This window comes from Chryseobacterium capnotolerans (assembly GCF_021278965.1).
GTDB lineage: Bacteria > Bacteroidota > Bacteroidia > Flavobacteriales > Weeksellaceae > Chryseobacterium > Chryseobacterium capnotolerans.
Map to the genome: position 1 here is coordinate 1,822,578 of NZ_CP065589.1, position 15,165 is coordinate 1,837,742.

Annotated in this window: 13 protein-coding genes and 1 pseudogene; 4 read left to right on the forward strand and 10 right to left on the reverse strand. The window is 35.5% G+C overall.

Going from position 1 to position 15,165, the window contains the following annotated elements; all coding sequences use genetic code 11:
- Window positions 1-350 precede the first annotated feature (350 nt).
- From H5J24_RS08600 to H5J24_RS08610, 3 genes are all read right to left on the reverse strand, one after another.
- Window positions 351-1,913, reverse strand: coding sequence for an MFS transporter (locus tag H5J24_RS08600; protein ID WP_068943532.1), 1,563 nt, complete (start codon window positions 1,911-1,913; stop codon window positions 351-353).
- A 317-nt stretch (window positions 1,914-2,230) separates the two neighbouring features.
- Complete coding sequence (locus H5J24_RS08605) at window positions 2,231-3,277, reverse strand: HlyD family secretion protein (RefSeq protein WP_068943531.1); 1,047 nt, start codon at window positions 3,275-3,277, stop codon at window positions 2,231-2,233.
- Between the two features lie 5 nt (window positions 3,278-3,282).
- Window positions 3,283-4,539 (reverse strand): TolC family protein, encoded by a 1,257-nt coding sequence (locus H5J24_RS08610; protein WP_068943530.1) that lies wholly within the window; start codon window positions 4,537-4,539, stop codon window positions 3,283-3,285.
- 136 nt (window positions 4,540-4,675) lie between these two features.
- On the opposite strand from H5J24_RS08610, the gene H5J24_RS08615 reads away from it, so the two are divergent.
- On the forward strand, window positions 4,676-5,557 hold the full coding sequence (locus H5J24_RS08615) for a helix-turn-helix domain-containing protein (protein ID WP_228407640.1): 882 nt from the start codon (window positions 4,676-4,678) through the stop codon (window positions 5,555-5,557).
- A 180-nt stretch (window positions 5,558-5,737) separates the two neighbouring features.
- On the opposite strand, the pseudogene rplI reads toward H5J24_RS08615, so the two are convergent.
- From rplI to rpsF, 3 genes and pseudogenes are all read right to left on the reverse strand, one after another.
- A pseudogene (rplI, locus tag H5J24_RS08620) lies at window positions 5,738-6,226 on the reverse strand (50S ribosomal protein L9); the annotation flags it as partial.
- Window positions 6,227-6,352: 126 nt separating this feature from the next.
- Window positions 6,353-6,655, reverse strand: a complete 303-nt coding sequence (gene rpsR / locus H5J24_RS08625) for a 30S ribosomal protein S18 (RefSeq protein WP_034706728.1) — start codon at window positions 6,653-6,655, stop codon at window positions 6,353-6,355.
- 33 nt (window positions 6,656-6,688) lie between these two features.
- Window positions 6,689-7,030: a 30S ribosomal protein S6 gene (rpsF, locus tag H5J24_RS08630; RefSeq protein WP_068943529.1), complete on the reverse strand. Its 342-nt coding sequence runs from the start codon at window positions 7,028-7,030 to the stop codon at window positions 6,689-6,691.
- A 153-nt stretch (window positions 7,031-7,183) separates the two neighbouring features.
- Here rpsF and H5J24_RS08635 point away from each other — a divergent pair, with 153 nt between their 5' ends.
- Window positions 7,184-7,786 (forward strand): hypothetical protein, encoded by a 603-nt coding sequence (locus H5J24_RS08635; RefSeq protein ID WP_068943528.1) that lies wholly within the window; start codon window positions 7,184-7,186, stop codon window positions 7,784-7,786.
- 24 nt (window positions 7,787-7,810) lie between these two features.
- Here H5J24_RS08635 and H5J24_RS08640 read toward each other — a convergent pair whose 3' ends face one another.
- The 4 genes from H5J24_RS08640 to H5J24_RS08655 all read right to left on the reverse strand — a co-directional run bounded on the left by H5J24_RS08640 (window position 7,811) and on the right by H5J24_RS08655 (window position 13,142).
- Window positions 7,811-9,160, reverse strand: coding sequence for a chloride channel protein (locus H5J24_RS08640; protein ID WP_068943527.1), 1,350 nt, complete (start codon window positions 9,158-9,160; stop codon window positions 7,811-7,813).
- Between the two features lie 193 nt (window positions 9,161-9,353).
- Entirely contained in the window at window positions 9,354-10,784 is a 1,431-nt protein-coding gene (locus H5J24_RS08645) for a serine hydrolase domain-containing protein (RefSeq protein WP_068943526.1), read from the reverse strand.
- A 159-nt stretch (window positions 10,785-10,943) separates the two neighbouring features.
- Window positions 10,944-12,251, reverse strand: a complete 1,308-nt coding sequence (locus tag H5J24_RS08650) for a dihydrolipoamide acetyltransferase family protein (protein ID WP_068943525.1) — start codon at window positions 12,249-12,251, stop codon at window positions 10,944-10,946.
- Window positions 12,252-12,314: 63 nt separating this feature from the next.
- Entirely contained in the window at window positions 12,315-13,142 is an 828-nt protein-coding gene (locus tag H5J24_RS08655; RefSeq protein WP_068943524.1) for an SAM hydrolase/SAM-dependent halogenase family protein, read from the reverse strand.
- 132 nt (window positions 13,143-13,274) lie between these two features.
- Here H5J24_RS08655 and H5J24_RS08660 point away from each other — a divergent pair, with 132 nt between their 5' ends.
- On the forward strand, window positions 13,275-14,234 hold the full coding sequence (locus tag H5J24_RS08660; protein WP_068943523.1) for a PhoH family protein: 960 nt from the start codon (window positions 13,275-13,277) through the stop codon (window positions 14,232-14,234).
- Between the two features lie 117 nt (window positions 14,235-14,351).
- On the forward strand, window positions 14,352-15,029 hold the full coding sequence (locus H5J24_RS08665; RefSeq protein ID WP_068943522.1) for a porin family protein: 678 nt from the start codon (window positions 14,352-14,354) through the stop codon (window positions 15,027-15,029).
- Window positions 15,030-15,165: the final 136 nt, after the last annotated feature.

Here is a 15,165-nt window from a genome sequence, read left to right on the forward strand (position 1 = left end):
TTGGAAATGGAAAGTTGAAGGAATTTTTGAGGCTTAGAAGATGTTGGTTATTTAAAGATTATTTTAATCCAACCTTAGATTTTCAAACGCTATGATCGCTAAGATAACTTTAATGCTGCTTATCTTTCCGTTCGCAAAGGCACTTCGTTCAGCTAGGGCTGTGGATTACAACCTTTGCTGAGTGAAACGCCTTTGCGTACGTTTATAGTCTATTTCATTTTAAGTCTTTGCGAAAAATGTGTTAAGAATAAAGAAATTAATTTCCTAAACTCACAGAGGTATTGAAGTCTTCAAGAACTTCCATCTTCTAGCATCCTGCTCCCTTTCCTTTCTTCCCACCTCCAGCTTCCTCACATAATATTTCTCACTGCTATTCTCACTGGATGATAAAGTAGTAATAGGAGAGCGGTGATAAAAGCCAGCCAGAATAAACCTGTGAATATTTCCATATTGGAAAGCAGAATAGATTGAGCAGTTATCTTTGCTTTAAAGGCTCCTGCAGTCATAGATAAAGACTCATTAACCGGAAGTTTTGAGATATTGGCTCCGAAAATCTGATTCCACTGACTGTAGAAGACCGGATTGGTATCGGTAAGATTGAAGCTTAAGACATCCGAATGCTTTAACGTTAAAAACAACATTCCGTTTTGCATTAAGGCATATCCAATGGCAGTGGCCCAGAAACGGGTAGTGGTTCCCATGGCACTGGCATTAGCCACATATTGTTCCGGCATTCCTGAAATGAGAAAGAATACTAAAGGAGTAAATAATAAACCCTGAGCCACTCCCTGAAGAAAGAGAGGCGGGCAGATGGTGGTAAGTGTAGTATCCGGATAAAAAGTATAGGTAAACCATGCACTGTCTATGGCCAGTAAAAGAAAGCCTGCAAAAAAGATAATCCTGGAAGAAACACCACGAACCAGACAAACTCCAGATAAAAAGACTCCGATAAGTGTCCCGGCCACATTCCAATATTGAATGTTGACAATATAATCCCATGGCCATTTCCATACCGTTGCCATTATACTGTATACATTATTTAGCCCTGAGCGGATAAGATAGAAGATGAAAAAGAGGATCATTCCCACCATCACATTTTTAGAACTGAAAATTTCAAAATGGAATAAAGGCCGTTTTGAATTCCTTTGTTTCAGCATAAATAAACCTCCTGAAATGAGAAATATAAACAAACAAAGAATAATAGAATCAGACTCAAACCACATAAGTCTTTTTCCATACACGATAGCATAGGCTCCCGATTGAAGACAAACCCAAAGCAAAAACCAACTTGGAATATCCATTTGGTATAATGGTTTTTTAGGAAAGAAACGATTTTTATTGAAAATGACAAAGCCCAAAATCAAGACAAAAACGTGGAAATAAGCCATCATTAAAATCATATGCCGGTAATCATAATCCTGAATGCTTGATTTAAGTAAAGTTGTTGTCACGGTTCCTCCTGTCAGCATAAGTGCATACATAAAAAGGTAGGCAATCACTTTAGCATGTTTTGTTTTTAATTCAGCTATAATTAATGGCAAAAAAATAGCACCTTCCAGTAATCCAAAGAATCCCTCTAAAAAACGGATCACCAGGATCACATGATAATCATTGGTGACAGATAAAATATAAAGAAGAATTACAGAAACGGAAGACATCAGCAGTACATAATACTTCACACTAAAATAAGACATGAACCTCTGTAAAACCAAAAGTGTGACTACAAAAGTTCCATACATCAGCATCATTAAATATTGGATGTCATCTGAGTCCACATCCATAAAAGAAGAGGTAAAAGCACTATTGGAATGCAATAATGACAACAGCATAATGTGTGGAAATAAGGCCAGGATGAGAAGAGGCAATTTCAACCATTGCGGTAACCATTTATGATAAACTGTATTGTGTTGCATAATTGTTTGGAAAGCTAATGAAAACCTTGAGTTTACTGTTTAGCTGTTTATGGTAATAAAATGCGAAAAGACAAAAAGGCAAAGGGGTAAAGTAAAAGGTAAAATGACAAATATGCTTAAAGAAAAAATTAACAGATCTGTACGTTGCGGTCTTGCCTTTTCGCAGAAAAATAATTTTAATTTAAAGATTTGAAAATGATTATAAAACCAGGTATTTTTATACTCTAATACTCTAATACTCTAATACTCTAATACTCTAATACTCTAATACTCTAATACTCTAATACTCTAATACTCTAATACTCTATACTCTCAAACTAAATCTTCTTTGCACTCACCAGAACATTCATTCCGGAAAGCAGCTTTTCATTGTCTTTGTTATGATCTAATATAATTTTTACTGGAAATCTCTGCTCTATTTTTACAAAGTTTCCTGTAGCATTATCTGGTTTTATCAAAGAAAATTGAGAGCCTGATGCAGGAGAAACAGAAAGAATTTTTCCTTTGAATTCAACATCAGGGTAAGCATCTGCGGTGATGATGACTTCTTTGGTCTGATCGATCTGCCCGAGTTGGGTTTCCTTATAATTGGCAATAATCCATTTTTCTTTGCTTACGATTTGTACCAATGCTTGCCCTTCTTTAATCAGTTGTCCTTCCTGGATCGTTTTTTTTCCTACCCAGCCGTCATAAGGGGCTTTAATTACAGTGTATGAAAGGAATAATTTTGCATTATTCAGATTGGCCGAACTTTGCTGAATCTGGCTCTTTGCCGGAGCCACTTTAGTCTGTTGTTCATTGGCACCTGCTCTCACTGCATTTTTCTGCTGTTCCAGGGCTAAAAGATTAGCTTTTGATTGTTCATAGGAGGCTTTTACGTTTTCAAAATCCTGTTCTGTGGCGGCATCTTCAGCTAACAGGTTTTTATACCTTTTGTAATCCTGTTCTGTTCTCCAGATATCAATTTTGGCAGAAGCAATTTTAGCATCAATGATTTTCGTATCACTTGCTTTGGTATGTACTGAACTTTCAATTGTGGTGATATTTTCAGTAGTTGTATTAAGATTCGCTTCAGCCATATGCACCTGATTCACAAATTCCCTGTTATCAATGACAATCAGGGTGTCTCCCTGGTGTACAAACTGGTTTTCGTTAAACTTTATGGTTTTGATGAACCCTGAAACCTTGCTGGAAACAGGAGTGATATATTGTTCGATCTGTGCATCATTGGTTGTCACATTTTTCCTCGAAAAAAGATAGAAGCTCACCATTCCTGTAACTCCGCTTATGATAAGGATCCATGCTAATAAAGTAATGGTTTTGTTGATTCTTTTTTCCTTTTGTGTCAGTTGTTTCTGTGCCATAGTTTTTATAAGTTTCCAATCGTATATTGAAGTTGATAGTATTTTAGTTGTCGGTTAATTTTTACGGAAATAAGGTTAGATTCAGCTTCCAGATAGGTATTATCTGCATCAATCAGTTCAGTGATAAGACTCAGTTTATTCGCGTATTTTGTTCTTACAATACGGTAGTTTTCCTTAGCTTGGTCAATGGCTTCTTCAGCAATTTTTACCTTTTGATTGGTTTCTTCAAACTTTTTGTAGGCCTCATATACATTATGTCTTATCTTTTCTTCGTTTTCCTCAATCTGAAGTTTGGCAAGATCTATATTTTCTCTTGCTTCCTGCATTTTATATTTGTTTTTGTATAGGTTTTCGATAGGATAGGTAAGGTTCAGTCCGATCATTCCCAAACGATAGGCATAAGGTTCAGGAGGAAAGAACATCATATTGGGGTATTTCAGAAAATATTCTCCGCCCGCTGTTATTTTTGGGAGATAATTTGCTTTAGTAATTTTCTGATCCAGCTCTCTTAATGAAAGGTTTTTATGGGTAATTCCAACTGATTCATTCTTATGTAAAGCAGTTTCTGTTAACTCATCAATATAGGGGATGGCTGCTTTGTCGGAGATCAGATCCTCTGTGTCTATATGCATTTCCTGTTGTTCAGGAAGAGAAAGGATGGTTTTCAGTTTATGCTCAGCAATCTGTATGTCATTATCCAGTTCTGTCCAGCTCATTTTGTGATTAGAAAGTTGTAGTGAAGTTCTCAGCACTTCGTTCACCGTAACTACACCATTAGCTTTTAAAGCTTTTACCTGTCTAATATTCACAGAATCCTCTTTCATTTTATCGTTAATAAGGGACTGCTGTTCTTTTAAGTGATGAATTTGCAGAAAAGCGGTAATGACTTCCATGGTAAGCTGTCTTTCATCCAGATGGGTTCTTAAAGCTGAAACTTCAGTATCAATCGCTGCTTTTTTCTCTGTATTTTTTATTTTTCCACCCATATAAACAGGGATAGAAGCAGATAAAGTAAAATCATACATTCCGTTGATCGCATCATATTTTGTTGGTGTATTAAATACGCCATCCTGATACTGGAAAAGATTGGTAACCTGGTTGTAGCTGGTATGAAATTCAACATCCGGAAGTTTTTCCATTTTAAGGTCTTTCTCTTTAGTGGCAGATATTTTCTGTTTTAGATGACTAATCTGGATGCTTTTGTTGTTTTTTAACCCAATTTCTATAGCCTGTTGCAGACCAAGATGTTGGTAATCTATCATTTGTGAGTGTAAAAGGTTGCTCAATAATAAGCACAACGCTATGCACTGATATCGGCATGCGTTAAATATCATATTCATAAATTAATTAAAGGATTTTTGCTAAAAAGATTTTGATACTGCAAATTTACGATGTGAGATGACTGACCCTATTTGTGAAAGCAGAAAAAGATTTGTTCATTTACGCCATTTTGAAAATTATACCTATCTTTATTTCATGAATGATAGTCATTTTAAAGCCGTAGAGGAAGAGGATGCTGAATTTTATGTGTATCATGTTCTTACCGGGAATATCACAACAGATATTCATTATCACAGTTCTGCCCAATTAGTCTATGCAGAAGGGGGTATTGTACATGTTTTTACAGATCTGAAGCACTGGTATCTTCCGGCGAGATGTTTTATGTGGATTCCTGCTGGTACACCACACTATCTATTTTCTACCAGTCCCAAAGTTGATTTATATAATTTTTATATTAAAAAAGAAGAAGGAGAGAATGGCTTCTTTGATGAAATTAATATTTATTCTGTGAATGAATTGCTTCGGGAAATGATTTTATATACCAAAGATTGGAATGGGAAAATCACAAAAAAAGATAGTTCAAAATATTATTTCCTTAAAGCTCTTAAAGGTGTTTTACAAGAAAAAAAACACAAGCATCTGGCATTTCCGATACAGCATCCATTTCCCAAAGATGAAACCTTACTGAAGATTGCTAGATATATTCATGCTAATCTTGAGAAGCCTCTAACGATTGAATCTACAGCCAAAGAGTTCGGAATGAGTACAAGAACCCTTTCCAGAAAGTTTAAAGAAATTTTGGGTATGAACTACGTTCGTTTCCTGAGAGCTTTAAGAATTACCCGTTCTTTAGAGTTAATGCTGGAAGGAAAGTATAATATGTACGAGATTGCGATGATGGTAGGCTACAATAGCCTGTCTTCTTTCAGTAATATCTTTAAAAAGGTAATCGGAGTAGCGCCTACAGAATATCAACAGAAATTGAGAGGAAATAGGTAGTGAGTGGGAGTGTTTGAGAGTTTTTAGGATAAGAGAATGATAGAATGAATTGAGTACGCTGAATCACATATATCTTGATTCTTGGCTCTTTGTTCCTTGTTCTACCAATCTTACTGCACAAAAAAACCACCTCAAATAATTGAAGTGGTCTTTGTATGGTGAGAAATTCTCAGTCGCTTATTAAGCTTCTTCAGATTTAGCCTCTTCCTTCTTAGCAGCAGGAGCAGCTACAACTGGAGCATCAGAAACGATGTCGAATTCGTAGTTGTACTCAACATTTCTGTGAAGTCTGATAAGAGCAGCAAATTTACCAGTTCTCTTGATAGTGTTACCAGGAATTTTGATATATTTTTTCTCTACAGAAACACCAGCTTTTTCTAAAGCAGCAGATAGATCAGCATTGTTGATAGATCCGAATAATTTATCACCAGTACCTACTTTTGCAGGAATAGTGATAGAAGTTTTCTTCAATTGCTCAACTACAGCGTTAGCAGCAGCGATTAATTTAGCTTCTTCTTCTTTTCTAGCCTCTAATGTAGCTTCTAAAGCAGCTTTGTTTTTTGGGGTAGCTAAAAGAGCAATTCCTTGAGGAATTAAGAAGTTTCTAGCATAACCTGGCTTTACGTTTACGGTATCAAACTCAAGTCCTAAGTTTTCTACGTCTTTTTTAGGATAATTTCCATTGTTGTTGTCCTTTTTAAGATTTTAGTTTTATAATCTAAAATCAAGTTAGAATTAATGATGTATTCAGCAACAAAAGAAGAGATTGCTCTCTTCTTTTATTTATTTTTTGTCTTATTTTAATAAGTCAGCTACGTAAGGTAGTAAAGAAAGGTGTCTTGCTCTTTTGATAGCAGCAGAAACTTTTCTTTGGTATTTTAAAGAAGTTCCAGTGTATCTTCTTGGTAAGATTTTACCTTGCTCGTTTACAAATTGTAATAAGAAGTCAGCATCTTTGTAATCAACGTGCTTAATTCCGTATTTTTTGAATCTACAATATTTCTTTTCAGATTTTGTATTGATATCAAGCGGAGTAAGGAATTTTACTTCTGATTCTCCTCCAGCTGAGGCTTGTTTAGCCATTTCATCTATTGCCATGTCTTGTCTTTTTTAAAAAATAGGGTTAATTAATTAAGCTTTAGCTGCTTTTACTTTAGCTCTTCTTGTTACAGCGTACTCAATAGCATGCTTGTCAAGTTTTGTAGTAAGGTAACGGATAACTCTCTCGTCACGTTTGAATGCTAATTCTAAGTCAGCTACTACAGAACCTTCTCCTTTAAATTCGATTAAAGTATAGAACCCATTCTTTTTCAATTGGATTGGGTAAGCTAATTTTTTTAATCCCCAGTTTTCTTTAGCAACGATTTCGCAGTTCTTTTCTTTGATAAGATCTACATACTTGTTCACTGCTTCCTCTACCTGTGACTCAGATAGAACGGGAGTTAAAATGAAAACAGTTTCGTAATTGTTCATAATGTTAAATGAATTTGTTAATTATTTCGAGGTGCAAAATTAGAAATTATATTTTTAATATGCAAGAGTATTTATGAAATAATGGAGTATTCATGGTAAGAGTTTGAGTGTTGATGGTGTTTTTGTACCTTTGCCACACGAATTTTTTATTTCATGAAAACTAAATTTTACACACTGCCATTATTGTTGATGGGAATTATCTGTTACTCACAGGATAAAATTTCCAAGAAGAACGGAACCTCTTTTGAGGCTAAGATTATCGAAGTTGGGGCTTCAAATATTACTTACAAAGAACTGGATTATCTGGATGGGCCGAGCCATTCATTAAACAAATCAGAAATTTATAAAATCACTTATGCTAACGGAAAGGAAGATCTTCTGGGTAAATATCATAATGTTGATGAAGTGAAAACCTTTATTGCTGATAAAATCAGAGAATTTGGAGCAGATCGTGATAACGGAATGCTGAGACTTGCCGCAGAATTTGATGGAAATAATATCAGAATAAACTCAGTAGATAAAAATGGAAAGCTCTATTACGAAGGAGATTGGTGGAATCTGAGTAATGTAGTGGACTTTCATAAGGTGTCAAAAAGGAAAAATGGGGATGCGTTTTTAAATATCGTCACCTATAAAGTAAAAAGATCAAGTGAAAAACTGGATAAGTTGGTGATTAGAGTCATCAATTACGGAGTTGCTGAAGAATTATCAGAAGCCTTCAAAGATTTAAATATCATGCTAAAAAAAGACCTGTAAATAGGTCTTTTTTTATGAATAAATTTATTCTTTTCTAATCTCTGTTAAAAAATTCACTTTCAATACATCATACAAAGAATGTCTGCTTACTAAGATGGATGCAATAGATGAAACCATACCGGCAAGCATCAGGTGAAAAATCAATGAATGCCTATCTGTCATTTCCAGCACAATGATGGCTGATGTAAACGGAGCACGCGTAATACCGGTAAGAAAAGCAACCATTCCGCCCAGAACAACTACATTGGTTTCATTAGGTGTTAAATGGATAATCCCTGAAATAACAGATCCAATACTTGCTCCGGCAGATAGAGCAGGCGCAAAAATACCACCGGCACCTCCTGAAGTAAAAGACAGGGCAGGGCCTAGCATTCTTAAAATAGGAACATACCAGTCTTCATGCTTATCCTTCGTAAAAAGTACTCGTTCCATAATCTCCTTTCCTGACCCTAAAATTTCACGATTGATGAAATAGGCGATAGAAGCAATAATTAGGGCACATACAATCAGAAATATAACATTCGCTTTGTCGGTTTTCAATGTTTTCTTTTTCCATCCATTGATCTTAAGCATAATTACCGAAAGCTGGCTTGCAAGGATTCCAGCTGTAGCAGCAACAAGCATAATGGGAAACATCACCATCAGAGAAACATCGTTCGTTTTTGGATATCCTAAATATAAATAAGATCCTGCCAAAGTCTGTGCAGTAAGACCTGCAATAATAACAGCGGTAAATAAAGCTGTTTTAAAATAGTTGATATGGGTTTTTGATAATTCTTCTACCGCAAATACAATTCCGCCAAGAGGAGTGTTAAAGGCTGCTGCAAGTCCGGCTGCTGCACCCGTCATAATCATATTCTTTTTTGAGATTTTTGGCCACCAGTCAGGAAGATATTCATTCACTTTTCTAAAAACAGAACCTGCAATCTGGATAGTAGGGCCTTCACGACCTACAGCACCACCTCCAATGACCAGAACTACAGAAGAAATGATTTTGAAAATAATGATTTTAAGGCTTAGAAGGCTTCTTATCTTTTTATGTTCTTTTGGATTAGCGAGTTCTACGGCTGCCATCACCTGAGGAATACCACTTCCTTTAGCGTTGGGCGCAAATTCTTTGACCAGCCACCAGGAAAGTACAAATCCAATCGGGGCAATGATGAAAATCATCCATGCGTGCCAGTTAAAGATAAAATTCATAAGGTTTTCACCCCAGGCGAATATTTGTGCATATAAGACTGCAAAAAAACCGGTAATCACAGATCCGATCCAAAAGGGAATAGCTTGCAAAAGATTGTGTTTCAGCTGTTCATTCCGGATGTTGTCAAACGATTTCTTTATGGATTTACGAATAAGGATGAGAATTTTCAGCATTTGTAAGTTTTGAAGGATGAAATTACGGTAAAATTTTGAAAATTATATTTCTTCTAAAAATTTTGAGACGATGAAAATATGATCTGGAATATAAAAATACATGATTTTTAATAAGATTTCTCATTTAGAATGAATTTTGGGAAAATAGAAAAAACCTGATTAGATATCAGGTTTTTTCAAGTTTAATATTTAATTACTTCTTTTTCATTAAGTCCTCTATCTTCTGAATCATTTTTACAGCATTCGTATTTTCCGGATTTAACGCTAATGATTTTTTATAATGCTCTAAAGCCAAAGCATAATTTTTCGCATAGAAATACCCTTCACCCAAGCTGTCAAAAGCATTTGCCGACTGTGGATTTTCTTTCACGTTTAAAGAAAACACTTTGATAGCTTCCACAATTCTTGAATTTCTCAGCAAGATATAACCTATGTCATTCAGCGTGTTTTCAAAATTCCATTTTAGATTTTTTGCCTTAAGAGAATGATAGATTTTTTCAGCATCAGGATTATTTTTTTTAGAAAATTCAGAGATGATGGTTTCTTCCGCTAATGAATAGTCGTCTGTTAAGTTTTTATCAATCATAGCAGCAATGTGATTAATGATCCGATATTGAACAGGGAATAAAGAGTATCCGTTAGACATCATCACAATGGCCATATTATTGTTCGGATACATCTTATAAGCGCTTACATTTCCGCCAGAAAAATTATAAGAAACTATATTGTTTACTTTGGTGATGTCCCATCCATAAGCGAAAACATCTTTTTTATTACCAAACTCAAAGGGCTGCCACATCATTTCTTTTGTTTGTTGAGATAACAGATCATTTTTACTAAGATGACTGCTCCATTTCAAAAACGCAGGAAGTGTGATGGCTACTCCGTTGGCAGAATGGGCTCTTGTTCCGCTAACGTCCGTAGATTTTTCGTATTGCTTTTTTATAGGATTGTAATTGTATTTTACCACGCGGTTAGGAATCTTTTCGAGAGCGTTTGAAGAGAAAATGACCTGATTTTTAGAATCTGCAAATTGGTTGTCCAGGATGAAGTTTTCAAATGACTGCCCTGTGATTTTTTCTATGATCATGATAAGAAGGAAATAATTTGTCTGGTTATAGCTGAATTGATTTCCTGTTTGAAATTCCATTTTTTCGCTGCTTAACCGCTCAATAACCTTGGCGTTAGAATCATCAACTAAAATATCATTAAAAGCAATAAGGTTAGGAAGTCCCGAAGAATGGGTAATCAGGTTTTTTACTTTTATATCCTGCCATTCTGCGGGTAAATTGTCAAGGTATTTGGAGATTTTGTCTTCTAAAGATAATTGTCCTTTTTCAATCAGTTGAAAAACACCAATATTTGTCATCAGTTTTGAGGTAGAATATATCCTGAACATTGAATTTGAATCTACCTTTTTATCACTTTCCAGCGTTTCTGTGCCATAATACTTTTGAAAAATAATCCGGTCATCTTTTATAATTCCAAGAGCCAAGCCGGGAATCTGATTGATTTTAATCACTTCTTTCACATACTGATCAATTAATGCTGATCGATCAGTTTTCTGCGGGTAGGCCATCACGCAAATACTTAAAGCCAATGTGGTCAAAAGGAACTGTTTCATAGGGAACTTGTTTTGTTTTATAAAAGACAATTCAAACTCCGGTTATATTACTCCCTAATCCAAAGGTACACACAAAAAAACCTCCGATAAAAATCGAAGGTTTTATATTTATTGTATAATCAGCGTTAAGAAAATTACTTATTGCTAATTACTCATTACTTATATTTCCGTGTTCAGATCCCAGTTTTCAAGGTAATCGTGAACATGCTTCAGCATCATTCCACCAAGAGAACCGTCTACTACTCTGTGGTCATAAGAGTGGGACATGAACATTAGATTTCTGATAGCGATTACATCACCGTCAGCCGTTTCTAGAACTGCAGGCTTCTTAACGATCGCTCCAATAGCAAGAATCGCCACCTGTGGCTGAGGAATAATTGGAGTTCCCATAAGGTTTCCAAAGCTTCCTACGTTAGAAATTGTATAAGTTGCCCCTTGAGTATCTTCTGGTCTTAACTTCTTGTTTCTTGCTCTGTAAGCTAAGTCATTGATTGCTTTGGCAAGACCTGAAAGGGATAATTGATCAGCATTTTTAATAACAGGAACAATAAGGTTTCCGTCTGGTAGAGCAGTGGCCATACCGATGTTGATGTTTTTCTTTTTGATGATGTTCTCACCATTTACAGAAACATTGATCATTGGGAAATCCTGGATTGCTTTTACTACAGCTTTCACAAAAATAGGCATGAAAGTAAGCTTTTCACCTTCACGTTTTTCGAAGGCTGTTTTATGTTTAGCTCTCCATTTTACAACATTGGTAACATCTGTTTCAATGAATGAAGTAACGTGTGGAGCAATTTGTTTTGCTTTCACCATGTTTTCAGCGATGATCTTTCTCATTCTGTCCATTGGAATGATCTCGTCACCTGCAGCAGTAGTAATCGTTGCAGCTGGTGCTGAAACAGGGGCTGGAGCAGAAGCTGTCTGTTGAACCGGAGCAGCCTGCTGAGCAGGTTGTTTTCCTCTGTTGGCAACATAAGCTAAAATATCTTCTTTGGTAATTCTTCCTTCTAAACCGCTTCCTTTAATAGATTTCAGTTCAGTTTCAGAAATATTTTCCTGTTGTGCAATTGATTTTACAAGTGGAGATAAATAAAGATCTCCAGAGAATTCTACATTGGATGCAGCCACAGTTTGTAAAGGCTGCTCAATAGTTTTTAAAGTTTCAGTGTCTGGAGTAGCTGCCGGTGTTTCAGTGGTTACTTCCTCAGAAGCAGAACCTTCTCCTTCAATTTCTAAAATAGCAATGGCCTCACCTACTTTTGCAACTTCATCTTTTTGCTTTAAAATTTTTACGATTTTTCCCGAAACTGGTGTCGGAACGTCTGAATCTACTTTATCTGTTGCAATTTCTACTACAGAGTCATCCTCTTTTACGTTATCACCTTCATTGAATAACCAAGTGATAATTGTCGCTTCCATAACCCCTTCTCCCATGGAAGGAAGCAATAATTTGTATTCTGCCATTTTTGATTTTTAGATTTTGACAAATATATAAAAAAAATCGGTTTTTTTATGAAATATATAATTTTACATGAATTCAATGTAGATATTTTCTCCTACATTCAATCCAAACAGGCTTTTAGCTCCGTTTTTCTTACTGCCTTTATAGATGGTGAGCTCCAATAACTGGCTGTCATTGAAGATAGCAGCCGACTGCCCGTGGAATTCCGTCTCCCTTTCCCAGTCTGAAACTACTTCAGTATGGCTGGAAAAGATCCTGGAGAGACTCAGGTTTCTGAATTTTATGGTAAATCCTTTGTATCCTTTGCTGATATTTTCAAAGAAATCCTGATTGATATTTGAGATTATATTTCCGAAATTATCAATATAGGTAACTTCACCAATAATCATACCTTCAGACTCATTATAAACCGCTCTTGGGAACATCAGTTGCTTGGCTGTATCTATTTTTCTTCCGATCACTTCAGGAAGGCCGCCGTTGGCAAGATGTACTGCTGCCGGAACAAAAATATCTGTAGAAGTGAAATTAATAATATCATCAAAACGGTTGTTCAATGTGATCTCGTAAATGGCTTCCGGCTTAATATCAAAAAAGATAAGACTTAAAAGACCATTATCTGCTGCCAGAAAGTAAGACCCGTCCGCTTTGTAAAGAATATTTTTTCTGGATTTGTGGTAAAAACTGTCTACAGAAAGGATGTGAATACTGCCTTTCGGAAAGTATTTATATGCGTTTCTTACAATATAAGAAGTTTGTATAAGGTTGAATGCCTGGATATCGTGGGTTATATCAATAATATTAACCTCAGGGTTTAGAGACAGAATCTTGCCCTTCACAGCGGCGACTCTGTAATCTAAATTTCCGAAATCCGAAGTAAGGGTAATAATTGACATGAGCAATTTATAGAATAGTGTAGTCATGCAAAGTTATTTAAAATAAAAGGAAAGCCCGAAAGATTGTTGAAAAGAATTTGATATAAATTGAAAAAAAGCTTTAATTTTAAAATCTAAAAATAAAAATACTGCATGTTTGAATTGACCTATGATCTGGAAGAAATCGATGCGAAAATCTTCTATGGAGTTAATAACCAATATTTCAACTTAATAAAATCAAGCTTTCCGACCATTAAAATTACTGGAAGAGACCATTATATTTTTGCAATGGGAAATCAGGAAGCTTTGGACATATTGAAGCAAAAACTGGATGATATTGTAAAATTTATCTCAAAAAACAACTCAATCGGCCTTAAAGACGTCGAAAACATCCTGAATATTAAAGATGAAAATGAAAAGCAGCTCATCTTTGATCAGGACATCATTGTAAAAGGAGTAAACGGGAAGGTAATCAAAGCAAAGACAACCAATCTTAAAAAACTGGTAAAAGAAACAGAGAAAAAAGATATGGTTTTTGCGATTGGACCTGCCGGAACCGGAAAAACGTATACGAGTGTAGCATTGGCGGCAAAAGCTTTGAAGGATAAGGAAGTAAAAAGAATTATTCTTACAAGACCTGCTGTGGAAGCAGGGGAGAGTCTTGGATTCCTTCCAGGAGATCTTAAAGAAAAATTAGATCCCTATTTACAGCCTTTATACGATGCACTTCGTGATATGATTCCTCATGAGAAGTTGGAAGGCTTTATGGAAAAGAAAGTTATTGAGGTAGCACCATTAGCTTTCATGAGAGGGCGTACCCTTGATGATGCTTTTGTCATTCTTGATGAAGCTCAAAATACTACCCATGCTCAGATGAAAATGTTCCTGACGAGAATGGGGATGAATGCAAAATTTATCATTACAGGTGATCCAAGTCAGATTGACCTTCCAAAGAACCAGCAATCCGGATTGAAAGAAGCGATGAGGATTTTGAATGGAGTGAAGGAGATAGGTTTTGTATATCTTACAGAGGAAGATGTGGTAAGGCACCCAGTGGTAAGGAAGATTATTCTTGCTTACAATGATGAAGAAAAGCGATTGAGAAATGATTGATTCTATGTAGATAAAAGTTCCATTAACCTTTTGTTAACCTTATTTTTTTTTCTTAAAATTTGTTAATTTGAAAAAAATAATTAGTTTTGCAGTCCTTAAATGTATAACTAATTAACAATGAAAAAAAATTTACTTATTGCAGCTGTAGCTGTATTGGGAATTAATGCAAACGCGCAGGAATTTAAATTTGGACCTAAAGCAGGTTACTCTTTATCAATGCTTAAGGCAACTGGTGAAGGAACTACCTATAAATTTGATTCAAAATCTACTTTCTATGCTGGGGCAATGGCAGAATATAAGTTTAACGATAAATTTGCCGTACAGGGTGAGGTTTTATACTCTCCAATCGGAGGTAAGCAGGAAGAAGCTGTTGCTTTTACTGAAGCGGGTGTAAATGTAACGGGGACTGAAAAAACAGACTGGAAACTGGGAACTGTACAAATTCCTATCAGTGCTAAATATTATGCTACTGAGAATTTAGCTTTCGGAGTAGGTCTTAACGTAGGTGTTATTTTTTCTGCAAAAGTGAAATCAACATTAGAATTATCAGGGTCAGCTTTAGGAGAATCATTTTCTGAATCAGAAACTACTACTACAGATGTGAAGGATCACATGAATAAACTGAACTTAGCTCCTTTTGTTGGTGCTGAATATACGCTTGAGAACGGATTGTTTTTTGATGCGAGATATAACTTAGGAGTTTCTAACCTTGCTAAAAAGGAGGATGGAGAAAACGGAACTTTGAAAAACAGCTTTATCCAAGTAGGTGTTGGTTTTAAATTCGGAGGAAACTAATCTTAAAGATTCTAGAAAAATAAAAGGAAACAGGACAATTTTGTCCTGTTTTTTTATTTTAATGAATAGAGTACATAGATTGTCTTCCTGTGATGAAAATAATTAGTATTTTTGGGGCGTAAAATTTAAACTTAAA

Excerpts from the sequence above, each read along its gene's own strand:
- H5J24_RS08655 (WP_068943524.1), bottom strand. The coding sequence starts at position 13,142 with ATGTCAATTATTACCCTTACTTCGGATTTCGGAAATTTAGATTACAGA.
- H5J24_RS08605 (WP_068943531.1), bottom strand. The coding sequence starts at position 3,277 with ATGGCACAGAAACAACTGACACAAAAGGAAAAAAGAATCAACAAAACC.
- rpsR (WP_034706728.1), bottom strand. The coding sequence starts at position 6,655 with ATGGCAATAGATGAAATGGCTAAACAAGCCTCAGCTGGAGGAGAATCA.
- H5J24_RS08645 (WP_068943526.1), bottom strand. The coding sequence starts at position 10,784 with ATGAAACAGTTCCTTTTGACCACATTGGCTTTAAGTATTTGCGTGATG.
- H5J24_RS08635 (WP_068943528.1), top strand. The coding sequence starts at position 7,184 with ATGAAAACTAAATTTTACACACTGCCATTATTGTTGATGGGAATTATC.
- H5J24_RS08665 (WP_068943522.1), top strand. The coding sequence starts at position 14,352 with ATGAAAAAAAATTTACTTATTGCAGCTGTAGCTGTATTGGGAATTAAT.
- H5J24_RS08660 (WP_068943523.1), top strand. The coding sequence starts at position 13,275 with ATGTTTGAATTGACCTATGATCTGGAAGAAATCGATGCGAAAATCTTC.
- H5J24_RS08610 (WP_068943530.1), bottom strand. The coding sequence starts at position 4,539 with ATGATAGATTACCAACATCTTGGTCTGCAACAGGCTATAGAAATTGGG.
- rpsF (WP_068943529.1), bottom strand. The coding sequence starts at position 7,030 with ATGAACAATTACGAAACTGTTTTCATTTTAACTCCCGTTCTATCTGAG.
- H5J24_RS08600 (WP_068943532.1), bottom strand. The coding sequence starts at position 1,913 with ATGCAACACAATACAGTTTATCATAAATGGTTACCGCAATGGTTGAAA.
- H5J24_RS08650 (WP_068943525.1), bottom strand. The coding sequence starts at position 12,251 with ATGGCAGAATACAAATTATTGCTTCCTTCCATGGGAGAAGGGGTTATG.
- H5J24_RS08615 (WP_228407640.1), top strand. The coding sequence starts at position 4,676 with ATGACTGACCCTATTTGTGAAAGCAGAAAAAGATTTGTTCATTTACGC.
- H5J24_RS08640 (WP_068943527.1), bottom strand. The coding sequence starts at position 9,160 with ATGCTGAAAATTCTCATCCTTATTCGTAAATCCATAAAGAAATCGTTT.